General features: G+C 29.8%; 16 protein-coding genes. 3 read left to right on the top strand and 13 right to left on the bottom strand.

Annotated elements, in window-relative coordinates; all coding sequences use genetic code 11:
- Window position 1 precedes the first annotated feature (1 nt).
- From SJY27_RS11280 to rplU, 10 genes are all read right to left on the bottom strand, one after another.
- On the bottom strand, window positions 2-1,192 hold the full coding sequence (locus tag SJY27_RS11280) for a molybdopterin molybdotransferase MoeA (RefSeq protein WP_397444944.1): 1,191 nt from the start codon (window positions 1,190-1,192) through the stop codon (window positions 2-4).
- Between the two features lie 3 nt (window positions 1,193-1,195).
- Complete coding sequence (locus tag SJY27_RS11275; RefSeq protein WP_397444943.1) at window positions 1,196-1,351, bottom strand: hypothetical protein; 156 nt, start codon at window positions 1,349-1,351, stop codon at window positions 1,196-1,198.
- An 88-nt stretch (window positions 1,352-1,439) separates the two neighbouring features.
- Complete coding sequence (gene moaA, locus SJY27_RS11270) at window positions 1,440-2,432, bottom strand: GTP 3',8-cyclase MoaA (RefSeq protein ID WP_397444942.1); 993 nt, start codon at window positions 2,430-2,432, stop codon at window positions 1,440-1,442.
- The gene (locus SJY27_RS11265) at window positions 2,432-2,845 is read right to left on the bottom strand and encodes a YeeE/YedE family protein (protein ID WP_397444941.1); all 414 of its coding nucleotides are present in this window, start codon (window positions 2,843-2,845) and stop codon (window positions 2,432-2,434) included. The genes moaA and SJY27_RS11265 overlap by 1 nt, the downstream gene beginning before the upstream one ends.
- Window positions 2,846-2,902: 57 nt before the next feature.
- Window positions 2,903-3,460 (bottom strand): YeeE/YedE family protein, encoded by a 558-nt coding sequence (locus SJY27_RS11260; protein ID WP_397444940.1) that lies wholly within the window; start codon window positions 3,458-3,460, stop codon window positions 2,903-2,905.
- 16 nt (window positions 3,461-3,476) lie between these two features.
- On the bottom strand, window positions 3,477-4,739 hold the full coding sequence (locus tag SJY27_RS11255) for a 3-deoxy-D-manno-octulosonic acid transferase (protein ID WP_397444939.1): 1,263 nt from the start codon (window positions 4,737-4,739) through the stop codon (window positions 3,477-3,479).
- A gap of 222 nt (window positions 4,740-4,961) precedes the next feature.
- Window positions 4,962-5,672, bottom strand: coding sequence for a LytR/AlgR family response regulator transcription factor (locus SJY27_RS11250; protein ID WP_397444938.1), 711 nt, complete (start codon window positions 5,670-5,672; stop codon window positions 4,962-4,964).
- A 21-nt stretch (window positions 5,673-5,693) separates the two neighbouring features.
- On the bottom strand, window positions 5,694-7,601 hold the full coding sequence (locus SJY27_RS11245; RefSeq protein WP_397444937.1) for a sensor histidine kinase: 1,908 nt from the start codon (window positions 7,599-7,601) through the stop codon (window positions 5,694-5,696).
- A 124-nt stretch (window positions 7,602-7,725) separates the two neighbouring features.
- Window positions 7,726-7,986, bottom strand: coding sequence for a 50S ribosomal protein L27 (rpmA, locus tag SJY27_RS11240; RefSeq protein WP_397444936.1), 261 nt, complete (start codon window positions 7,984-7,986; stop codon window positions 7,726-7,728).
- Window positions 7,987-8,013: 27 nt separating this feature from the next.
- Window positions 8,014-8,520, bottom strand: coding sequence for a 50S ribosomal protein L21 (gene rplU / locus SJY27_RS11235; protein ID WP_397444935.1), 507 nt, complete (start codon window positions 8,518-8,520; stop codon window positions 8,014-8,016).
- 266 nt (window positions 8,521-8,786) lie between these two features.
- Between rplU and SJY27_RS11230 the strand changes: the two genes are divergently transcribed.
- Complete coding sequence (locus SJY27_RS11230; protein WP_397444934.1) at window positions 8,787-10,100, top strand: M16 family metallopeptidase; 1,314 nt, start codon at window positions 8,787-8,789, stop codon at window positions 10,098-10,100.
- Window positions 10,101-10,147: 47 nt separating this feature from the next.
- Window positions 10,148-12,193, top strand: coding sequence for a M16 family metallopeptidase (locus SJY27_RS11225; RefSeq protein ID WP_397444933.1), 2,046 nt, complete (start codon window positions 10,148-10,150; stop codon window positions 12,191-12,193).
- Window positions 12,194-12,264: 71 nt separating this feature from the next.
- On the opposite strand, the gene SJY27_RS11220 is transcribed toward SJY27_RS11225, so the two are convergent.
- The gene (locus SJY27_RS11220) at window positions 12,265-13,137 is read right to left on the bottom strand and encodes a DMT family transporter (protein ID WP_397444932.1); all 873 of its coding nucleotides are present in this window, start codon (window positions 13,135-13,137) and stop codon (window positions 12,265-12,267) included.
- Between the two features lie 112 nt (window positions 13,138-13,249).
- On the opposite strand from SJY27_RS11220, the gene SJY27_RS11215 reads away from it, so the two are divergent.
- Window positions 13,250-13,684, top strand: a complete 435-nt coding sequence (locus SJY27_RS11215; protein WP_397444931.1) for a cation transporter — start codon at window positions 13,250-13,252, stop codon at window positions 13,682-13,684.
- 77 nt (window positions 13,685-13,761) lie between these two features.
- Here the strand turns inward: SJY27_RS11215 and SJY27_RS11210 are convergent, their stop codons facing one another.
- Entirely contained in the window at window positions 13,762-15,708 is a 1,947-nt protein-coding gene (locus tag SJY27_RS11210) for a hypothetical protein (protein WP_397444930.1), read from the bottom strand.
- 220 nt (window positions 15,709-15,928) lie between these two features.
- Window positions 15,929-18,667 carry a carboxypeptidase-like regulatory domain-containing protein gene (locus SJY27_RS11205; protein WP_397444929.1) on the bottom strand — a complete coding sequence of 913 codons (2,739 nt, stop codon included), beginning with the start codon at window positions 18,665-18,667 and terminating at the stop codon, window positions 15,929-15,931.
- Between the last annotated feature and the right edge of the window lie 130 nt (window positions 18,668-18,797).

Raw genomic sequence — 18,797 nt, 5'->3', positions numbered from 1 at the left:
GTTATCTAAATCTAATTAATGAAAATGATTCTCCTTTTTTAAATAAACTTTGTTCAGTTTGTGGCAATTGAATAAAAGCATCTGCATTTACCAAACTTGCTAAATCTCCAGAACCATTTCCTTGAATAGGTACTGCATATAAATTGCCAGAATTATACTTTAATTTTACCTGTAAAAAGTAAACTAAATTGGGCTTAAACATAACATCTGAATCTAAATATGCAGATTCAATTTTTACGTTTAAGCCCATTGCTTTGTAATACCAAGGATAAAAGTATGCCAAACAATTCACAAAAGTTGAATTTGGGTTTCCTGGAAATGCAAAGATTTTACAATAGTCTGTTTGTCCAAACCAAAAAGGTTTACCTGGTCTTTGTGCTACTTTATGAAAGCATTTTTCAACGCCTAATTCTTCAAAAACTTCAGGTAGAAAATCGAATTTTCCTTTACTTACTGCTCCACTAAACAGCAATACGTCATAATGTGCTAAATACGTTTTAATTTTTTGTTTTAAAATAGGTTTATCATCTGTAATATGATCGGTTTCTGATGGAATATTTAATTTTTCTAATAAGGAAACTAAGGTAAACACATTAGATCTTCTAATTTGATGTTCCAATGGAGTTTCATCTACACCAACCAATTCATCACCAGTAGAAACAATCATTACTTTTGGTAGTTTTGCCACTTTTACTGTTGATTTACCTACAGTTGCTAAAACCCCAATTTCTGCTGCTGTAATGATTGTATTTTGATGGATTAAGACATCGCCCTCTACCCTGTCTTTCCCTTTTTGATGAATGTTTTGAAAGTCTTTAATTGTATCAATTAAAATTTGAGCAATGCCATTTTCGATAACTACATCTTCATACCTAATAACCGCATTTGCATTTTTAGGCAAAACAGCACCTGTCATTACTTCAATACAATTCTCATTGTTTTGTAGGGTTATTTGTGGACTTCCTGCAGCTTGAATTCCTTCTATATTAAATGCTCTTTGTCCGTTTTTAAATGAAGCATAATCTATTGCAATTCCATCCATAGAAACTCTGTTAAATGGTGGAAAATCTCTGTCTGCAACAATTTCTTCTTTTAAAATTCTACCTATAGATTTTAGAAACGGAATTTCTTCAACTCCAAAATCTTGAGTTGCGTTTAATATGATATTTTTTGCTTCTTTTACTGAAATCATTATTTAAAAACGTGTAATTATTGATGGCATAATTGTTTTTTCATCAACCTCTTTTATAATCTCACTTATAGATTTTTTACTAACACCACTACTAAAACCTTTTCCTATTTCTCTTTTAAGTTCAACGATTCTACTGTCAATATTTCTTCTGTTGTTCATGATTTTTAATATTTTATTTAGAGATTAAGTGCAATGATTTTTACTAATATGAAACACAAGATTTGGGAAGATTAATATAGACTCTTTTCTAGCCTCCAATTGTACTCATACTCTCAGAAACATTTCCTTTTTTACGATTTGCTTCTGCTATAAAACCATTTTCTGGTTTTTCTTTTACTAAAGATAAAAAGAGTTCTTTTAAATCGTTATTAGACGCTCCATTTCTAATAAAATCTCTTAGATTAAAAACACCATCATCAAACAAACAATTTTTAAAAGTGCCTGTAGAAGTAATTCTAATTCTATTACAATCGTTACAAATGGTTCTTGTAAATGCAGGAATAATACCAACAGTTCCTAAATGATTCTCAACTTTAAAGTTTCTTGAAGTTGATGATTTTTCTGATTGAATTTCTGTAACATCAAACTCTGTTTTTATTTCGTTTAAAATTTTTTTAAACGTCCAATTTTCTTGCATTTCACGTTGTCCTTTTCCGTTAAAAGGCATTTCTTCTATAAAACGGACTGCCACATTTTTGTCTTTGGTTAACCTTACAAAATCTACAATTTCATCCGTATTAAAACCAGATTGTACCACTACATTTAGTTTTAAATTTAAACTGCTTTTTTCTAAGAGCTCAAATGTTTTATATACTTCTGGATACACATCACGTCTTGTAATTTTCGCAAACTTTTCTCGGTTTAAACTATCAATACTTAAATTGATGTTTTTTACTTTTTTTAGTTTTTCTATTTTATCAATATGATGAGAAATTAAAGCTCCATTTGTGGTTATGTTAATGGCGTCTAACAAATCGTTGTAAGACAACATTTCTAAAAAACCCACAAAATCTTTACGCACAAAAGGTTCTCCACCTGTTAAACGAACTTTATTAACACCCAATTCTGTTAATACACGAATTAAGCGATACATTTCTTTAAAAGTGAGCAGTTCTTGTCTTGGCACTATATCTATTCCATGCGCAGGCATACAATATTGGCAACGTAAATTACAACGATCTGTAACTGCCAAGCGCACATATTCTATTTGTCTGCCAAAATTGTCTTTTAAACTACTCATTAATTGGGAAGTTTTTTACTTACTAACCCGTATAAAAACGCACCCAACAAAGCACCAAACAAAATAATTAAGGCTGGTAAAAATTTGAATCCTAAAATTACAAACACAGGTGCTGCACAGGCTCCTGAAATTCCCCAACCCAAACCAAATAAAGTACCCCCAAAAATAGTGCTAATGAATCCTTTTTTCTTTGGTTTTGGGACGATTTTATTGCCATTAATATCTTTTATTGTTCCATTTTTAAACAACTGCATTATAATAGCAGAAAACACAACTGCACCACCAATAATTCCGAACATATGAAACGATTGAAATTTGAACATTTCGTAAAATCGATACCAAGAAATGGCTTGTACTTTACTTAAAACAATTGCAAAAAAGATACCTAATATTAAAAATTTGATGTTTTTCATTTTGATTATATTTTATGCCTACAAAGTTTTTAAAACCTTGCAGAATTGAATTTTTCTTTAAAAAAGGATTGGAATTATAAACCAAGTAGCAATAATACCGCCAATAAAAAAGCCGATAACCGCCAATAAAGAAGGCAATTGTAAACTACTTAACCCTGTAATTGCATGGCCAGAAGTGCAACCCCCTGCATAACGTGTACCAAAGCCAATTAAAAGTCCAGAGATTACAAGAATTAAAAAACCTTTTAAAGAAAAAACTGCATTATCACTAAAAATTTCATCTGGGAAATATTGATTGCCAACGTTAGAAAACCCTAAATCTGTTAATTCTTGAACGGTTGTAGGGTTTAAATCTATAGTAGGTTCTAGAATTAAGTATTTTGCGGAAATGAATCCGCCAATAATTAATCCGATAACAAACATTAATGCAAAATCGCGTTGTTTCCAATCTTTCTTAAAATAGTCAGCAACTTTACCTGCACCTGCCATTGTACATAAAGTTTCGAAGTTTGTTGATGCTCCAAAATCTTGTCCGAAATAAAAATATAGAAACAATGATAATGTTATTAAAGGGCCACCAATATACCAAGCCCAAGGTTGCAATATAAAATCCATAGTTAAACTTTATTTTTTAGTGTTCAACAGCTCTCGAACTGACAATTAATTTATTTTTAATTAAATAATTGGTAATTAGTTTTGTTGCTCCAAGATGATCTTCAATATATTTTTTGTTAATAGTACCTGTTAATTTTCTAAAGTTTTCATCCTTTTTAAACTGTGTAAAATGTGCTGTAAATTCTTGTTGATTTTTAATAGAGATACAACCTCCTATTTTTACCAAATCTACAGCTTCTTGAAATTTGTCGTAATTATTTCCAATCACTACAGGAATTCCGAAAGTTGCAGGTTCTAAAATATTGTGTAAACCTGTTTTTAAACCTCCACCTACATAGGCTACATCAGCAGCAGCGTAAATTTTGGTTAAAATTCCTATAGTATCAATAATAAAAACTTGATATTCTGCTAAGTTTTTATCCTCTTTATCTGAAAATAAAATTGTTTTTTTATTGATGGATTTTTGTAAAGCAACAATTGCATCAGCTTTAATATTATGAGGTGCAATGATGAGTTTTTCATCTTTTGATGCATTATTATTGATGTAATTTACTATTAAGGCTTCATCTTCTTGCCAAGTGCTTCCTGCAACAATGGTGTATTGGTTGTTTTTAAATTTAGCAATAAAATCAAGGGAATTATCTTGCTCTAAAATTTTTGAAACACGATCAAAGCGAGTATCGCCCGCAATTGTTACATTATTAAAATTAATTGAATTTAGTAATTTCTTAGAATTTTTATTTTGCACAAAAAAATGATTGAAAGCTTGTAATGATTTTCGCATAAAACCACCATAACTTTTGAAAAACAATTGTTTATCTCTTAAAATACCAGAAACTAAAATGGTTGGTAATTCCTTTTTTTTCAGTTCATTTAACAAGTTTGGCCAAAATTCATACTTAATAAAAATGGCCAATTTTGGGTTTACTTCTTTTACAAACTTTTTGGCATTTGTTTTAGAATCTAAAGGCAAATAACAAACAACATCTGCTAAATTATAATTTTTACGAATTTCGTATCCTGAAGGAGAAAAAAAGGTAACTAGAATTTTATATTGATTGTAATTCTTTTTTATTTCTTCTATAATGGGTCTTGCTTGTTCAAATTCACCTAAAGAAGCTGCATGAAACCAAATTGTGTTCTTATTTTTTATTGCTGATACTTTAGAAAAAGTTTCTTTTCGCCCTTTAACAAAAAGCTTTATTTTTTTATTAAAGATTGCGATTAAGGGCAATAGGATTTTTGCTTTAAAAATAAGTATGTTGTAGAGTATATTCACAGGGTGTAAAAATACAAAATAGATGTTTCTAAATATCACAAAAAAAGCTACTCATTTTTTATATGAGTAGCTTCTATAGAAACAATAATGTGATAAACAATAATATCCCCCAACATTACTTTTACAAACTATTGTACTAAAGTATAAATTTATGCTAAAAAAGTCTTGGTTACAAAAAAATGTTCTAGAACAAGCAAATAATGTTCTAAAAAGCAAAAAGTCCTATAATTTTAATTTTTTTAACACATTTTGTTTATACTTTTTTCCAATAGGAATTATATAATCAGCTATTTGAAGTGAATTCTGATCAATTTTAGTAACATAATTACCATTAACAATATAGCCTCTTTGTATTCTTATAAAATCGGTATTAAGCTTTTCGTATATCTCGTTTAAACTTGTTCTATCTATTAGTTTTCTTTGATCTGTACAATGAATTTCTATATAAATATGATCGCTTTTGATAAATAAAATCTCATCAAAAAGAATTTTATTAAAACTATTCTTTTGTTTTATAAAAATAGAATTTTTAGTTAATTCTTTACGATTAGGTTCTTTTTTCTGAAAATTAGATATGGCAATTTCAATTGATGTAAATAATTCGTTTTTAGAAAATGGTTTTACCAAATAAGCATAAGGCCTTACTTCTTTAGCGGCATTTACTGTATTAAAATCGGCGTTTGCCGTTAAAAAAATAAATGGAAATTGATAGGTTTCATTTATTATTTTAGCTAAATCTATGCCTGTTTTTTTGCCTGATAAATGAATATCTAAAATTGCAATATCCGGTTTTTTTTGTTCTATAATTTCTATAGCCTCAGAAAAATTTAGCGCTGGTTCTAAAACGTTGTAACCTAAAGTTTGTAAAGTTTTACAAATGTTATCTGCTATAATTATTTCATCTTCTACAACTAACACTTTTATTTTACTCATATCAATATCAACTAGATAGTATTAAATAATTTCTTTTCTCATTTTAGTATCTTTAAACAAAATTTCAAATTTTGCCCCAGATTGGTTTGTAATTTGTAATTTTCCTTGTAGTTGCCTTACCAATCTTTCTACTAATTTTAATCCAGAACTTTGTGTATTTGCAATATTAAAAGCTGTGGGTAATCCTGTGCCATTATCTTTAAAAATTAATTCGTAATTTTTTGAAGACTTTTTTTGTAAAGAAATATAAAGCATGTTATGCTCTTGTTCTTTAAATGCATACTTAAAAGCATTGGTAACTAATTCATTTAAAATTAAAGCTAACGGAATTGCGGTATCTAAATCAAAATAAATTTCGTTTACATGTATATCTAAATTTAAATCATCTTCGTGTTTGTATAAAAAAGTAAGTTCTTTAACTAAGGAATTGATAAAATCGTCAAACTTCACTAAACCAGATTGATTACTGTATAATTTCTGATGGATTAAAGACATCGATTTTATTCTACTTTTTCCTTTTTCTAAAAGTTCAATTACGTTTTGGTCTTTAATTTCTTCTGTTTGCAAATCTAACAGGCTTGTAATTAATTGAAAATTATTTTTTACACGATGGTGCATTTCTTTAATCAGCAATTCCTTTTCTTTTAACGATTTTTCTACTAAGTTATTTTTTTGAATTAACATAGCTGACTGTTTTCTAAATCGTTTTAAGGTGATAAAAGTAAAAACCATCAGAAAAAAAGAAAGCAAGGCTATAATTAGGTATAACTTTGCTTGTTCTTTTTGGCTTTTAATTTCTTTTTCCTTAGCCTTTTCCGCTTCCGTAATTTTAAAGCTTGCCAATGAAGCAGATAATTCTTCTGAATATATTTTTCTAGTTAGTTCTATGGCTTTGTGTTTGTAAGCTAGAGCTTCATTGTAATACTCTTGCCCCTGTAGAGCCCTGGAGCACATATTTATAAGTTCAAATAAACCATTTGAGTTTAAATTTTTACCTAATTTTTCAAACTTACGAGTTAATTCTAAAGCATTTTTTACACCAAATTTTTTAAAAATTACTTGTAATACTGGGGAATCTTTATGAAGACTAGAAACTAATTGGGCATATAATAAGTATGATTTTTCTCTTGCATAAGAATTGTACAATTCATCAATAAGTATAAATACTTCATTATCATAACCACCTTTATAAATGTATGCATTGATAAGGCTTTTAATAATTTTATAATACACAAAGCTTTTTTCAGGAATTTGCTTTTGAAGTTCAAGGCCTTTTTCACATACCTCAATATATTCATTTAGCTTTTGTTCATGAATTAAATAATTGGTCAAATAGTGTAAAAATATAATCTGTAATTTAACATCACCCAGTTCTTTTGCTTTTTCTATACAATCTAAATTTAATTTTTTTCCTTTTTCAATATTTCTTTCTATGTAGTACATTACAACTGGATGCGTTTGTAATTTTGTGCTTGCCCACAGAAAATTATCATCAATTTCAGAAAAATTACCTATGTATTTTTCAAGTTTTGCTTGTTCAGAATTTGCTTCTTCTAAATGCGCGTCGTCTCTTAATTTGGTAATTAAAATCCATTTTGTATTAAAAAAATCTACATCTATTTTTTTTTGTTTTATTGGGTCTTTAACTTCTCTATTGATATAATTTTGTACACTTAAATAATTTGTATTAGTACTTTTAGACAAGTGAGATATCAATTGAAAATAATCTGAATACTCTAATTGTTTCTTATCTATAAATCTTTTTAAAAATATTTTTTCTGGAGATTCTTTTACTTTATTTATAAGATATGCAGCAGAATCTAAATTATTTTTAAGGATATGTTCTTCTACATGATGAAAATCTAAATTAGATTGAGAAAACAATTGTAGGCAGAAAAAAAGAGAAATAAGTTTAAGAGGGATTTTCATGAGGGATTTTATTAAATAACCTATAAAGCTAAGTAAACATTTTTAAATATCACTAAAATTAAAACAAAAAAAACGCTCAAACTGTATAGTTTGAGCGTTTTAAAGTTGTTGAAATCTAAATATACTAAGCCTCGAATGGAGTTATAGATACATAAGATTTGTTATTTCTTTTCTTTTGAAATTCTACAATTCCATCAACTTTTGCATGTAAAGTATGATCTTTACCCATGTAAACGTTTTCACCTGGATTGTGAGTAGTTCCTCTTTGACGAACAATAATATTACCTGCAATTGCAGCTTGCCCACCAAATATTTTTACACCTAGTCGTTTCGATTCTGATTCTCTACCGTTCTTCGAACTTCCTACTCCTTTTTTATGTGCCATTGTCTTATGGTTTTAAAATTGAAATTTTTATTTAGTTAGCGCTTCAATTAATTCTGCCTTTTTTAAAGAAGTGTATCCAGAGATACCTTGCTCTTTTGCAGCAGCTTTTAATTCTGCAACAGTCATAGTGTTATAATCTGTTGAAGCTTCTTCACTTACCTCAGCTTTTGGAGCAGCTTCTTGAGCAGGAGCAGCTTCTTTTTTTGCTGATTTCTTAGCACCAGTAGCAGCAATAGATTCAATCTGAATCTCACTTAAATACTGTCTGTGTCCATTTTTCTTTCTGTATCCTTTTCTTCTTTTCTTTTTGAAAACGATAACTTTATCACCTTTTAAGTGACCTAGAATTTGAGCTGTTACTGAAGCTCCTTCTATAGCTGGGGCGCCAATAGATACTTTACCATTATCATCTAATAAAAGAACGTTATCAAAAGTTACTTTTGATCCCTCTTCTCCTTGTAAACGATGAACGTATACCTTTTGGTCTTTTGCTACTTTAAATTGCTGCCCTGCTATCTCTACGATTGCGTACATACTATTAATTTTGCGTATTTATACTTATTAATGCATTAAACTTCTTGAAAATGCGGATGCAAATATACATCTTTTTTAAAACTTAACAACATCATCTACAATAAATTAATTTTTTATAGCTTATTGTTACAGTCCTTTTATTTTAACTGTTATTTTAACATTTGCTTCATTATTTTTGGTATTTGTAAATTGACCCCAGTTTTTTGTTACAATTAAGATTAAATTGCGTCAAATTAAAAAACATTTTATAAACTAAATAAAAATCAATGAAGAAAAGTATTTTATCTCTTGCTTCTGCTATGCTGCTTGCCTTTACAGCAAATGCACAAAAAGTAGAATTTGAAGAGTATGATTTAAGTAATGGAATGCATGTAATATTACATAAAGATGATGCTGCACCTGTAGTTGTAACCTCTGTAATGTATCATGTTGGTGCTAAAGACGAAGAACCTGGCAGAACAGGTATGGCTCATTTCTTTGAACACTTGTTGTTTGAAGGAACTAAAAATATTAAGAAAGGAGAATGGTTTAAGATTGTTTCTTCTAATGGTGGTAGAAATAATGCAAATACTACAGATGATAGAACGTATTATTATGAAATTTTTCCATCAAACAAATTAGAATTAGGACTTTGGATGGAGTCTGAACGTTTATTACACCCAATTATTGGACAAGATGGTGTAGATACACAAAATGAAGTTGTAAAAGAAGAAAAACGATTGCGAGTAGATAACCAACCTTATTCTCGTTTTTTAGAATACGTAAAAGAAAACATCTTTAAAAAGCATCCTTATAAAGGGACTACCATTGGTAAAATGGAACATTTAGATGCTGCTACTTTAGAGGAGTTTATTGCATTTAATAAAAAATTCTATGTGCCAAATAATGCTACTTTAGTAGTTGCTGGAGATATTGATTTTGAATCTACAAAAAAAATGATTCAAGATTATTTTGGTCCTATTCCTAGAGGTGCAGAGGTTACTAAAAACTTTCCTCAAGAAGACCCAATTACAACTGCAATGATAGCTAAAGGATATGACCCAAATATTCAAATACCTGCAATAATGGCTGCCTACAGAACACCTTCTATGAAAACTAGAGATTCTAGAGTGTTAGATATGATATCTTCTTACTTAAGTAGTGGAAAAAGTTCTGTTTTATACAAAAAATTGGTTGACAATAAAAAAATGGCACTACAGGCTGGTGCTATTAATGCAAGTCAAGAAGACTATGGAACTTACATTTTGTATGGTTTACCACAAGGCGAAACTAAATTACAAGATATTATTAATGAAATTGATACAGAAATTGTAAAAATGCAAACCGAGTTAATTTCTGAAAAAGCGTATCAAAAACTACAAAATAAGTTCGAAAATAATTATGTAAACGCTAACTCAAGCGTAGAAGGTATTGCAAGTTCTTTAGCAACATTTAACGTTTTATATGGAGATACAAATTTAATTAACACTGAAATCGATATTTTTAGATCTATTACAAGAGAAGAAATTAGAGAGGTAGCTAAAAAATATTTGAATCCAAATCAACGATTAATTTTAGAATATTTACCAGAAAAAAAATAATAAAACTTTAATCGTAAGATTTATTTCTTAATTATAAGACACAAAATATGAAAACAAAAATTTTATCATTAATAGCCCTTTTTGTAGCCACAATTGCTGTTAATGCGCAAATAGATAGAAGTAAAATGCCTAAACCAGGGCCAGACCCAGAAGTAAAGTTAGGCAAACCAGTTAAAATTACTTTAAAGAATGGTTTAAAAGTAATTATTGTAGAAAACCACAAATTACCAAGAGTTTCAGCAAACTTATCTATAGACAATAAACCTTATTTAGAAGGAGAAATTGCAGGAGTTTCTAGCATGATGGGTAGCTTATTAGGTAGAGGAACTACAAACATCACTAAAGATGAATTTAACGAGAAAGTAGACTTTTTAGGTGCCAATGTATCTTTCTTTAGCTCTGGTGCTTATGCAAGTTCTTTAACAAAATATTTTCCAGAAATTTTAGAATTAATGGCAGATGGTGTAAAAAATTCTCAGTTTACACAAGAAGAATTTGATAAAGAAAAACAAGTAACTTTAGACAATATAAAATCTAACGAAAAAAGTGTTACAGCTGCTGCAAGAAGAGTTGAAAACGTTTTAACTTATGGTAAAAATCATCCTTTTGGAGAATTTACATCAAAAGAAAGTGTAGAAAAAATAACTTTAGATGATGTAAAAAACAATTACAATACTTATTACAAACCTAATAATGCGTATTTAGTTATTGAAGGTGATATAAACCCAAAAGAAGTAAAAAAATTAGTAAAAAAAGCATTTTCAGACTGGCAAAAAGGAGAAATCCCTAACTATGAAATTCCAGCAACAGAAAATGTAGCTACTACAGAAATTAATTTTATAAACATGCCTAACGCAGTTCAATCTGAAATTGCTGTGATTAACAATATCGATTTAACTTTAGGCGATAAAGATTACTATGCTGCCTTAATGGCCAATAATATTTTAGGTGGTGGTGGTACTGCACGTTTATTTATGAATTTACGTGAAGATAAAGGGTATACTTATGGCTCTTATTCTAGCTTAAGACAAAATAGATATGCAGGTACTTTTAGAGCCACTGCAAGTGTTAGAAATGTAGTTACAGATAGTTCTGTTGTAGAACTTCAAAAAGAAATTAACAGAATAAGATACCAAAAAGTAACTGCAGAAGAACTACAAAACTCTAAAGAAGAATATATTGGTGGTTTTGTTATGGATGTACAAAAACCAAGAACTGTAGCAAATTTTGCTTTAAATATAGAACGTTATAACTTACCTGAAGATTTTTATGCAAACTACATTAAAAATATTAAAGCGGTGACTTTAGACGATGTTCAAAATGCAGCCATTAAATATTTTAAAGGCAATAAAGCAAGAATTGTAATTACAGGTAAGGGTATTGATGTACTTAAAAATCTAGAAAAAACAGATTATGTAATTAAGTATTTTGATAAATATGGAAACCCAACAGAAAAACCAGAAATGACCATGCCAATTCCTGAAGGAATGACTGCTGCAACTGTTGTTGACAAATATATTGAGGCTATTGGAGGTAAAGACAAGGTTATGGAAATTAAATCTGTAATGATGACCTCTACTGCCAAAGTGCAGGGTATAGATGTAACTTCCGTTGATAAAATGGCTGCACCTAATAAAATGTCTAAAGTGATTACAGGAATGGGCCAAGTTTTTCAAAAAATTATTTTTGATGGAGAAAAAGGATACCAAGAAGTACAAGGTAGAAGAATGGATATGACTCCTGAGCAACTTAAAGAGTTTAAAACACTGTCTTTACCAATTTTAGATGTGAGTTATAAAACAGGTACTTTAGACAGAATTGAACCTATTGATGGCATTAACTATTATGTTGTAAAAAATGGCACAACAGAAGTTTTTTATGATATGAAAACTGGCTTAAAAGCCAAAGAAGTTAAAACTGTAAAAACACCACAAGGAGAAGTACAAGTACCTCAAACTTTTGGCGATTATAAAGCTGTAAATGGTGTTTTATTTCCGTTTGCATTAGGTACTAAAATGGGACCTATGGATTTGAATTTTACAATAACAGACATAAAAGTTAACGAAGGCGTTTCCGATGAAGATTTTAAATAATCTTTACTAATCAACACGAATAAAATAAAGAGTCAAAATGAAAATTTTGGCTCTTTTTTATTGCCTAAAAATCACTTTTTCTTGTTTACCAAATACACGCCCAACAAAATAATAGTTCCGCCTAAAAGTTGAATGATACCAAATTCTTCACCATCAATTAAACCCCAAAAAACAGCTACCAAAGGAATTAAATAGGTTACAGATGATGAGAAAATTGGTGTAGAAATCTGAACCAATTTATTATACATTATTTTAGCCAAACCTGTGCCAAAAACCGCTAAAACAGCTACATAACCCAAAGCCATTAATCCTTCTGTATTGTAAGTATAATCACTAAAAAAACCAGTAGCATATAAAACAATAATTGCCGGAATAAAAATCAATAAAAAATTACCAGTAACAATAGCTCTTGGTGGTACATCTTGCAAATATTTTTTTACCATATTTACATTTAAAGCGTAGCCTACAGAAGCTATCAACACAAAAATAGCATACCAATAATTCTGATTTTCATTTATAGAAGCATCAGTCAAAATTAAAATAGCACAGCCAACCAAACCAATTAATATGCCATAAAACTGCACTTTTCTGAAAGAAAACCCAAACAGTAACGCACCAAAAATAAGCGTATTAAAAGGGGTAAAACAATTTAAGATAGACACAACAGCACTATCTATTTGATGTACAGAAAAAGCAAACAAAAAAACAGGAAAAAAACTGGCTGCAAAAGCGGTAAACGTAATGTATTTCCAATGTTTTCTTTTAATTTTTTTTACAGAGGATGCTGATGTTGAAAACAAAAAAAGTGCTGTAAAAATAATACGTAAAGCACCCAATTGAATTGGCGTTAAACCAATTAACGCTTTTTTCATTAAAATAAAAGAACTCCCCCAAACTAGCGCAAGTAAAATTAAATACAACCATTTTTGCTGTTGATTATTCATTTTTGCTGTATGTATTTCAGTATCAGTTAAATTTTGTGCAAAAATCTTACATTTATTTAGATTCGCATCTAATTATTGATAAATTTGTAAGATAATTTAATAATCGATTCTAATGAAAACAAAAAAAATAGTATTTGCCATAGCCATAGCTTGTTTTATTGTAACAGGATGTAAAAAAGAAACGCCAAAAGAAGTTAAAAAAGAAAGTGTAGCATTAGCTATTTCTGGAATGACTTGCGAAATTGGTTGTGCAAAAACCATTCAATCTAAATTGTCTAAAAAAGAAGGTGTTTTAGACGCTAAAGTTATTTTTACAGACAGTATTGCAAATATTGAGTTTGATGCCAATACAACGTCTAAAAAAGACTTAATTGCTTTTGTAGATGGCATTGCAGGTGGTGAGTTGTATAAAGCTTCTGAAAGCTCAAAAGTAGCACACGCTTGCACAGAAGATTGTAAAAAAGATTGCGAAAATAAGATGGCTTCTAAAAAAGAATGTAAACAAAACTGTAAAATGGCTTGTTGCGCTACAGAAGGCACAAAATAAATTTGTATTGAAAACAAAAAAAGCAGGCTTAAAGCCTGCTTTTTTTATGGTAATAAATTTTCTTTTTCTTTTAGTTCTTATAATTCAGCATTAATCCAAGTCCAACTAGAAATATCAACTTGAGAACCCGTATTGTAAGCTCCAGTTAATGTAGCAGCAACGCTATCAATAATAACATTAGCTAAAGGTCCATCATCAGCCATATCAATATTAGTATCATAACCACTTAAATAAAGGTTGGTGATTGTTGCCCCAGATTGTTTTTTAAATTGTAATGCGATTCCACCAGTTGTAGAAATTGCAGTTACATTGGTAAACATAGGATTTCCGTTTTCTTTATCAGCTTCAAAAGCAGTAGAAAAATTATCAATGGTATGAGAAATGTATGTATTTGTTACAGAACCATTCCAACCTTCAGTCCAGTCGATAGAATCATCTTCATTATTTTCTAAATAAATGTTAGTTACTGATACTGTACCTCCAAAAAATTCAACACCATCATCTGCACCATTAATTACAGCAACATTTTCAACAGTTGTTCCAGAACCTACAGCATAAAAAGAAATTCCATTGTATTCTGATTCTGAATTAATAGCTGCTCCTGTACCTTTAATTACTAAGTTTTTAATAGAACCAGAACTATCGTTGTCAGTTGTTCCACCATAAATAAATCCACCAACTTCTGCAGTTGAATTAGCACCTGATGTTGTACTTGCTTTTCCACAGATAGTTAATCCACCCCAATCTCCAGGTTCTGCTCCAACAGAAGACATAACTACTGGATTAGCAGGAGTACCTTGAATATCAATTTCACCATCAATTAAAACAGCGATATATACATCTACACCACCAGCTCTAGCACTAATTTTTGTTCCTTCTGGAATAATTAATTTACCACCAGCTTCAACAATATAAGACGAGCTTAGTCTGTATTTTTTAGAGCTATCTAAAGTTAATGTTGTGCTTAAAGTTCCACTTAAATCTACAACTTCTGTTAATTCTGCACTTGCCCAAGAAAACATATCGATATCTACAGTTGCTACAGCATTATAGCTTAATGCAGGATCTGCAGTTGCACCATCAATAATAACATTTGCTAATGGTCCATCATCAGCCATATCAACAGTAACATCATAACCCACTAAAGATAAGCCTGTAATTGTAGCACCAGATTGCTTTTTAAATTGTAAAGCTGTACCACCAACAGAAGAAACTGCAGTTAAGTTTGTTAATTTAGGGTTCCCATTTTCTTTATCAGCTTCAACCACAGTAGAAAAATCTGCCTTTGTGTTTACAACGTAAGCATTGTTAACTGTACCATTCCAACCTTCTGTCCAGTCGATTGCATCATCTTCGTTATTTTCTAAATATAAATTGTTTACAGAAACTGTACCACCGAAAAATTCTACACCATCATCAGCACCATCAATAACCGCTAAATTTTCAACTACTGTTCCTGAACCTACAGCGTAAAATGATACTCCATTATATTCTGATTCTGCATTAATTGCAGCACCAGTTCCTCTAATAATCAAGTTTCTAATAATACCTGAACTATCACCATCTGTTGATCCTCCATAAATAAAACCACCAACTTCAGCTGTAGCATCAGCCCCAGCTGTTGTAGTTGCTTTACCACATAATGTTAAACCACCCCAATCTCCAGGAGCACTGTTTGTAGATGCCATAATTACAGGATTACCTGCAGTACCATTTACATTAATTTTACCACCTTGTAAAACAGCAATATATATATCTACACCATTAGCAACTGCATTAATTTGAGTTCCTGCAGGGATATTTAACGTTACACCATCATCAACAAGAAAAGAACCAGATAATGTATAAGAAACAGAAGCATCTAAAGTATAGTCTTCCTCTAACTTACCATTCATAATACCATTTTTAAGATTTTCTATAACTGGAGAATCTTCTGTGATAATCGGTTCTGGATCATCACCACAACTTGTAAAAGTAAATGCTAAAATTGTAGCAAATAGAAATAAGAATTTAAAATTTTTCATTTTTTTTATTTTATTTTTTTGTTTGTTTCAGTTCCACAAAAATGATATTAATTGTTGTCTTGTTGTTTAAGTAAATATTAAGTGATTGTTAATGTTAAAAAAGAAAATACGGTTTTTGTTAACTTAGTGTTACGTCAATAAAAAAGATCGGTTTTTAACATTAAAGTCAAAAAAACCGATCTTTTATAAGTTTTAAAAAAAGTAGTTTAATTCTGTTTTTTTAAAAAGTATATTTAAAATTTAATGATAGCTGACTCCCTTTTTTGTACTGTAAAACAGTTTCTGTAGTAGTTATACCTGTATTTAAATTTCTAATATCTTGCGTTTGTTTAATTGAAGGGTTTAATAAGTTTCTACCAATAAATCGAGCAGTTAATTTTTCTGTGATTTCTTTGCTAAATACTAAATCAAGCGTTACAAAACCTTTTTCAATAATTTCTTCATTGAATAAAGTATCGCTACTTGCAAAACTTTCTGGGCTACCTAATGCAAATATTTTATCAGAAGAATAGTTACCAGATAAGGTAGCTATAAATTCTTTTTCTTTTTTATTGCTGTAAGAAAGTGCTGAGTTAAGGATAAAATCTGAAGCACCTTGTAATGAAGATTCTGTTTTGTTATTGTATTGAAAATTGGTTAATAAATCTTGAGTTAACCACATTTTTGTAACATTACCTGTTAGGCTCATTAAGTTTTCTTCATCTTCATTTTTTAAAAATCCAACTCTACCCTCTACTTCAATTCCAAAAATATTTGCTTCATCTCCAGTATTATTAAATTGAAAAATACCAGCAGAACCTCTTGCTTGAGCTAAGTTGATAGGATCTTCAATTTTTTTATAAAATGTTGTTACAGATACCAACTCTTCACTACTAGGATAAAATTCCCATTTTAAATCAAAATTGTACACATTAGATCTTTCTATATCAGGGTTTCCTTTGGTTACCCTTCCTGTTGGAGATACGTATTCAAATGGTGCAAATTCTTTAAATTCTGGTAAGGTTTGAGAAATACTTGTTGCAAAACGAACAAAATTTCTGTCATTTAACTCATATTTTAAATTAATACTTGGGTTGATGTTGTTATAATCTCTGTTTAAAGAGCCTGTTCTTCCTTGAAAATTGGCAACATCCCATTCCACATAAATTTCATCTCTTTCATATCTTACACCAACATTACCACTAAATTTATTAAATTGAAAATCGAAATCTGCAAAACCTGCAATAGCATCAAAGGTACCATTATACCTGTCTAATGGTCTTTCTACCAATCGTAAACCATTATTAAATGCTGTAGAGGTAAATGTTGATGAAAACTCATCTACACTTGGTACTTGAAAACCATCTGCATCAACACCGATAAAAAGAGATCTAAAGTTTCTTTCTTTATGCCTGTAATTTACACCAAAATTAAGTTTGTAAGGTAAATTGTCGTCCTCATCTGCTTTACCTAAAGACCAACTGTCTTTTACGTATGCATTAATTTCGTTATCCTCAATTTTTTGGCTTGATTTTCTTTGTTGAAAAGCACTATTATTGGCATATTGAACAGTTGTAGGGTTTAAGATACTTACCTCATTTCTAATTCTATTTGGTTCTTCTGCTAAAATAAAATTGAAACCTACAGCCCATTTTAAGGTATTATTTTCAAACAAGTTATGTTCTCCTAAAACTTGATTTACAAACATTAATGTTTGTTTAAAGTTTTGGTCTCTTACAAAAGCGCCATCTTCTTCGGGTTCTTGTTCAAAAACAAAACCTGTTCCATTTCTACCTTGTTCATACAAATAATCTATACTTTTTGCAACAAACAAAGAGTTGTATTTGATTTTATGATCATCATTTAACTTTAAACCAAGGTTAGCGTATGCAGTTGTATTTACATTAGAATTAAATATTTCTACATCATCAAAAATTTGCTCAACAATGTTGGCTCTTGCTATTTTAAATAATCCATTTTGATAATTAAATGACTTTGAATGTGATGCTGTTGCAAATATTGACAACTCTTTACCAAAAACATCAAACTTAGTACCACCAGAAAGTGAAAGACTGAAGTTTAAAGGTGTACTTTGACTTTTAGTATCCCAACCTTGTCTTGTAATTAAATCTTGAACGGCAAATTGCTTTTGATGAAAACCCATAGTTACATCATCTGTAATAATGGTTCTTCTAAAATCACCAAATTGCTCCATAACGTTTGTGTTAGAACCTCCAGATACACTAATTGAAAATTCTTTTCTTCTGTACCCTTTGGTTTCTACATTAACGTTACCTGATGCTTGGTCTAAATAATTAGAAGTTGCATAGGTTTTACTTATACCAACGTTCTCAATAATACTTGTTGGAAATAAACTTAAGTTGATGTTTTTATTATCAACATTATCAGATGGTATTGGCAAACCATTCATTGTTGTAGATAAATATCTATCACCTAAACCTCTTACATAAATATCTCCTGTTCCTTCACTCTTGGTAACTCCAGAAATTTTTGTAGTTGCATTTGATGCGTTAGATACACCAGTTTCGGTTAATCTTTGCGCTCCAATACTTTCTACAATTACTGTAGCATTTTTTTGCTTTGTTAAAAGCGCCGATTTTTTATCTCTACCAACTGCTGCCCTAACTACAACATCATCTAAAGCAACACCTTCTTCTGCAGATAATATTTGATTAATAGTTACTGTTTCTGCTGTTTTTATGGTAAATGTTTTTTCTACAGTTTTGTATCCTAAGAAACTAAACACTACTGTATGCGTACCTGCTGGCACTGATAAGGTGTACAAACCATCAAAATCTGTAGTTGTACCAATTGTAGTTCCTTTAATAAGTACATTTGCAAATGGTAAAGGTTCGTTATTGGTTTCTTTATCAGATAATAAACCTGTTAATTTACCTTTATCTTGAGCTATTAAAAACTGACTCAAAGCAAAAAAAGTAATCAATAAAAATTTTTTCATTCTATGTGTGTTATTTACTGGTGCAAAAGTCCGTTTGTTTTGTAAAGTCTATGTTAGTTGTAAATTATGGTTGAGTTAATTAGTTGTTAACTTAGTGTTATCAAAATCAATCTGTAAATAGTAATTTGTT

The organism is Polaribacter sp. R77954, from assembly GCF_044595335.1.
Lineage (GTDB): Bacteria > Bacteroidota > Bacteroidia > Flavobacteriales > Flavobacteriaceae > Polaribacter.
Note: the sequence above shows the minus strand (reverse complement) of the source record. Positions and strands in the feature narration are given on the sequence as shown.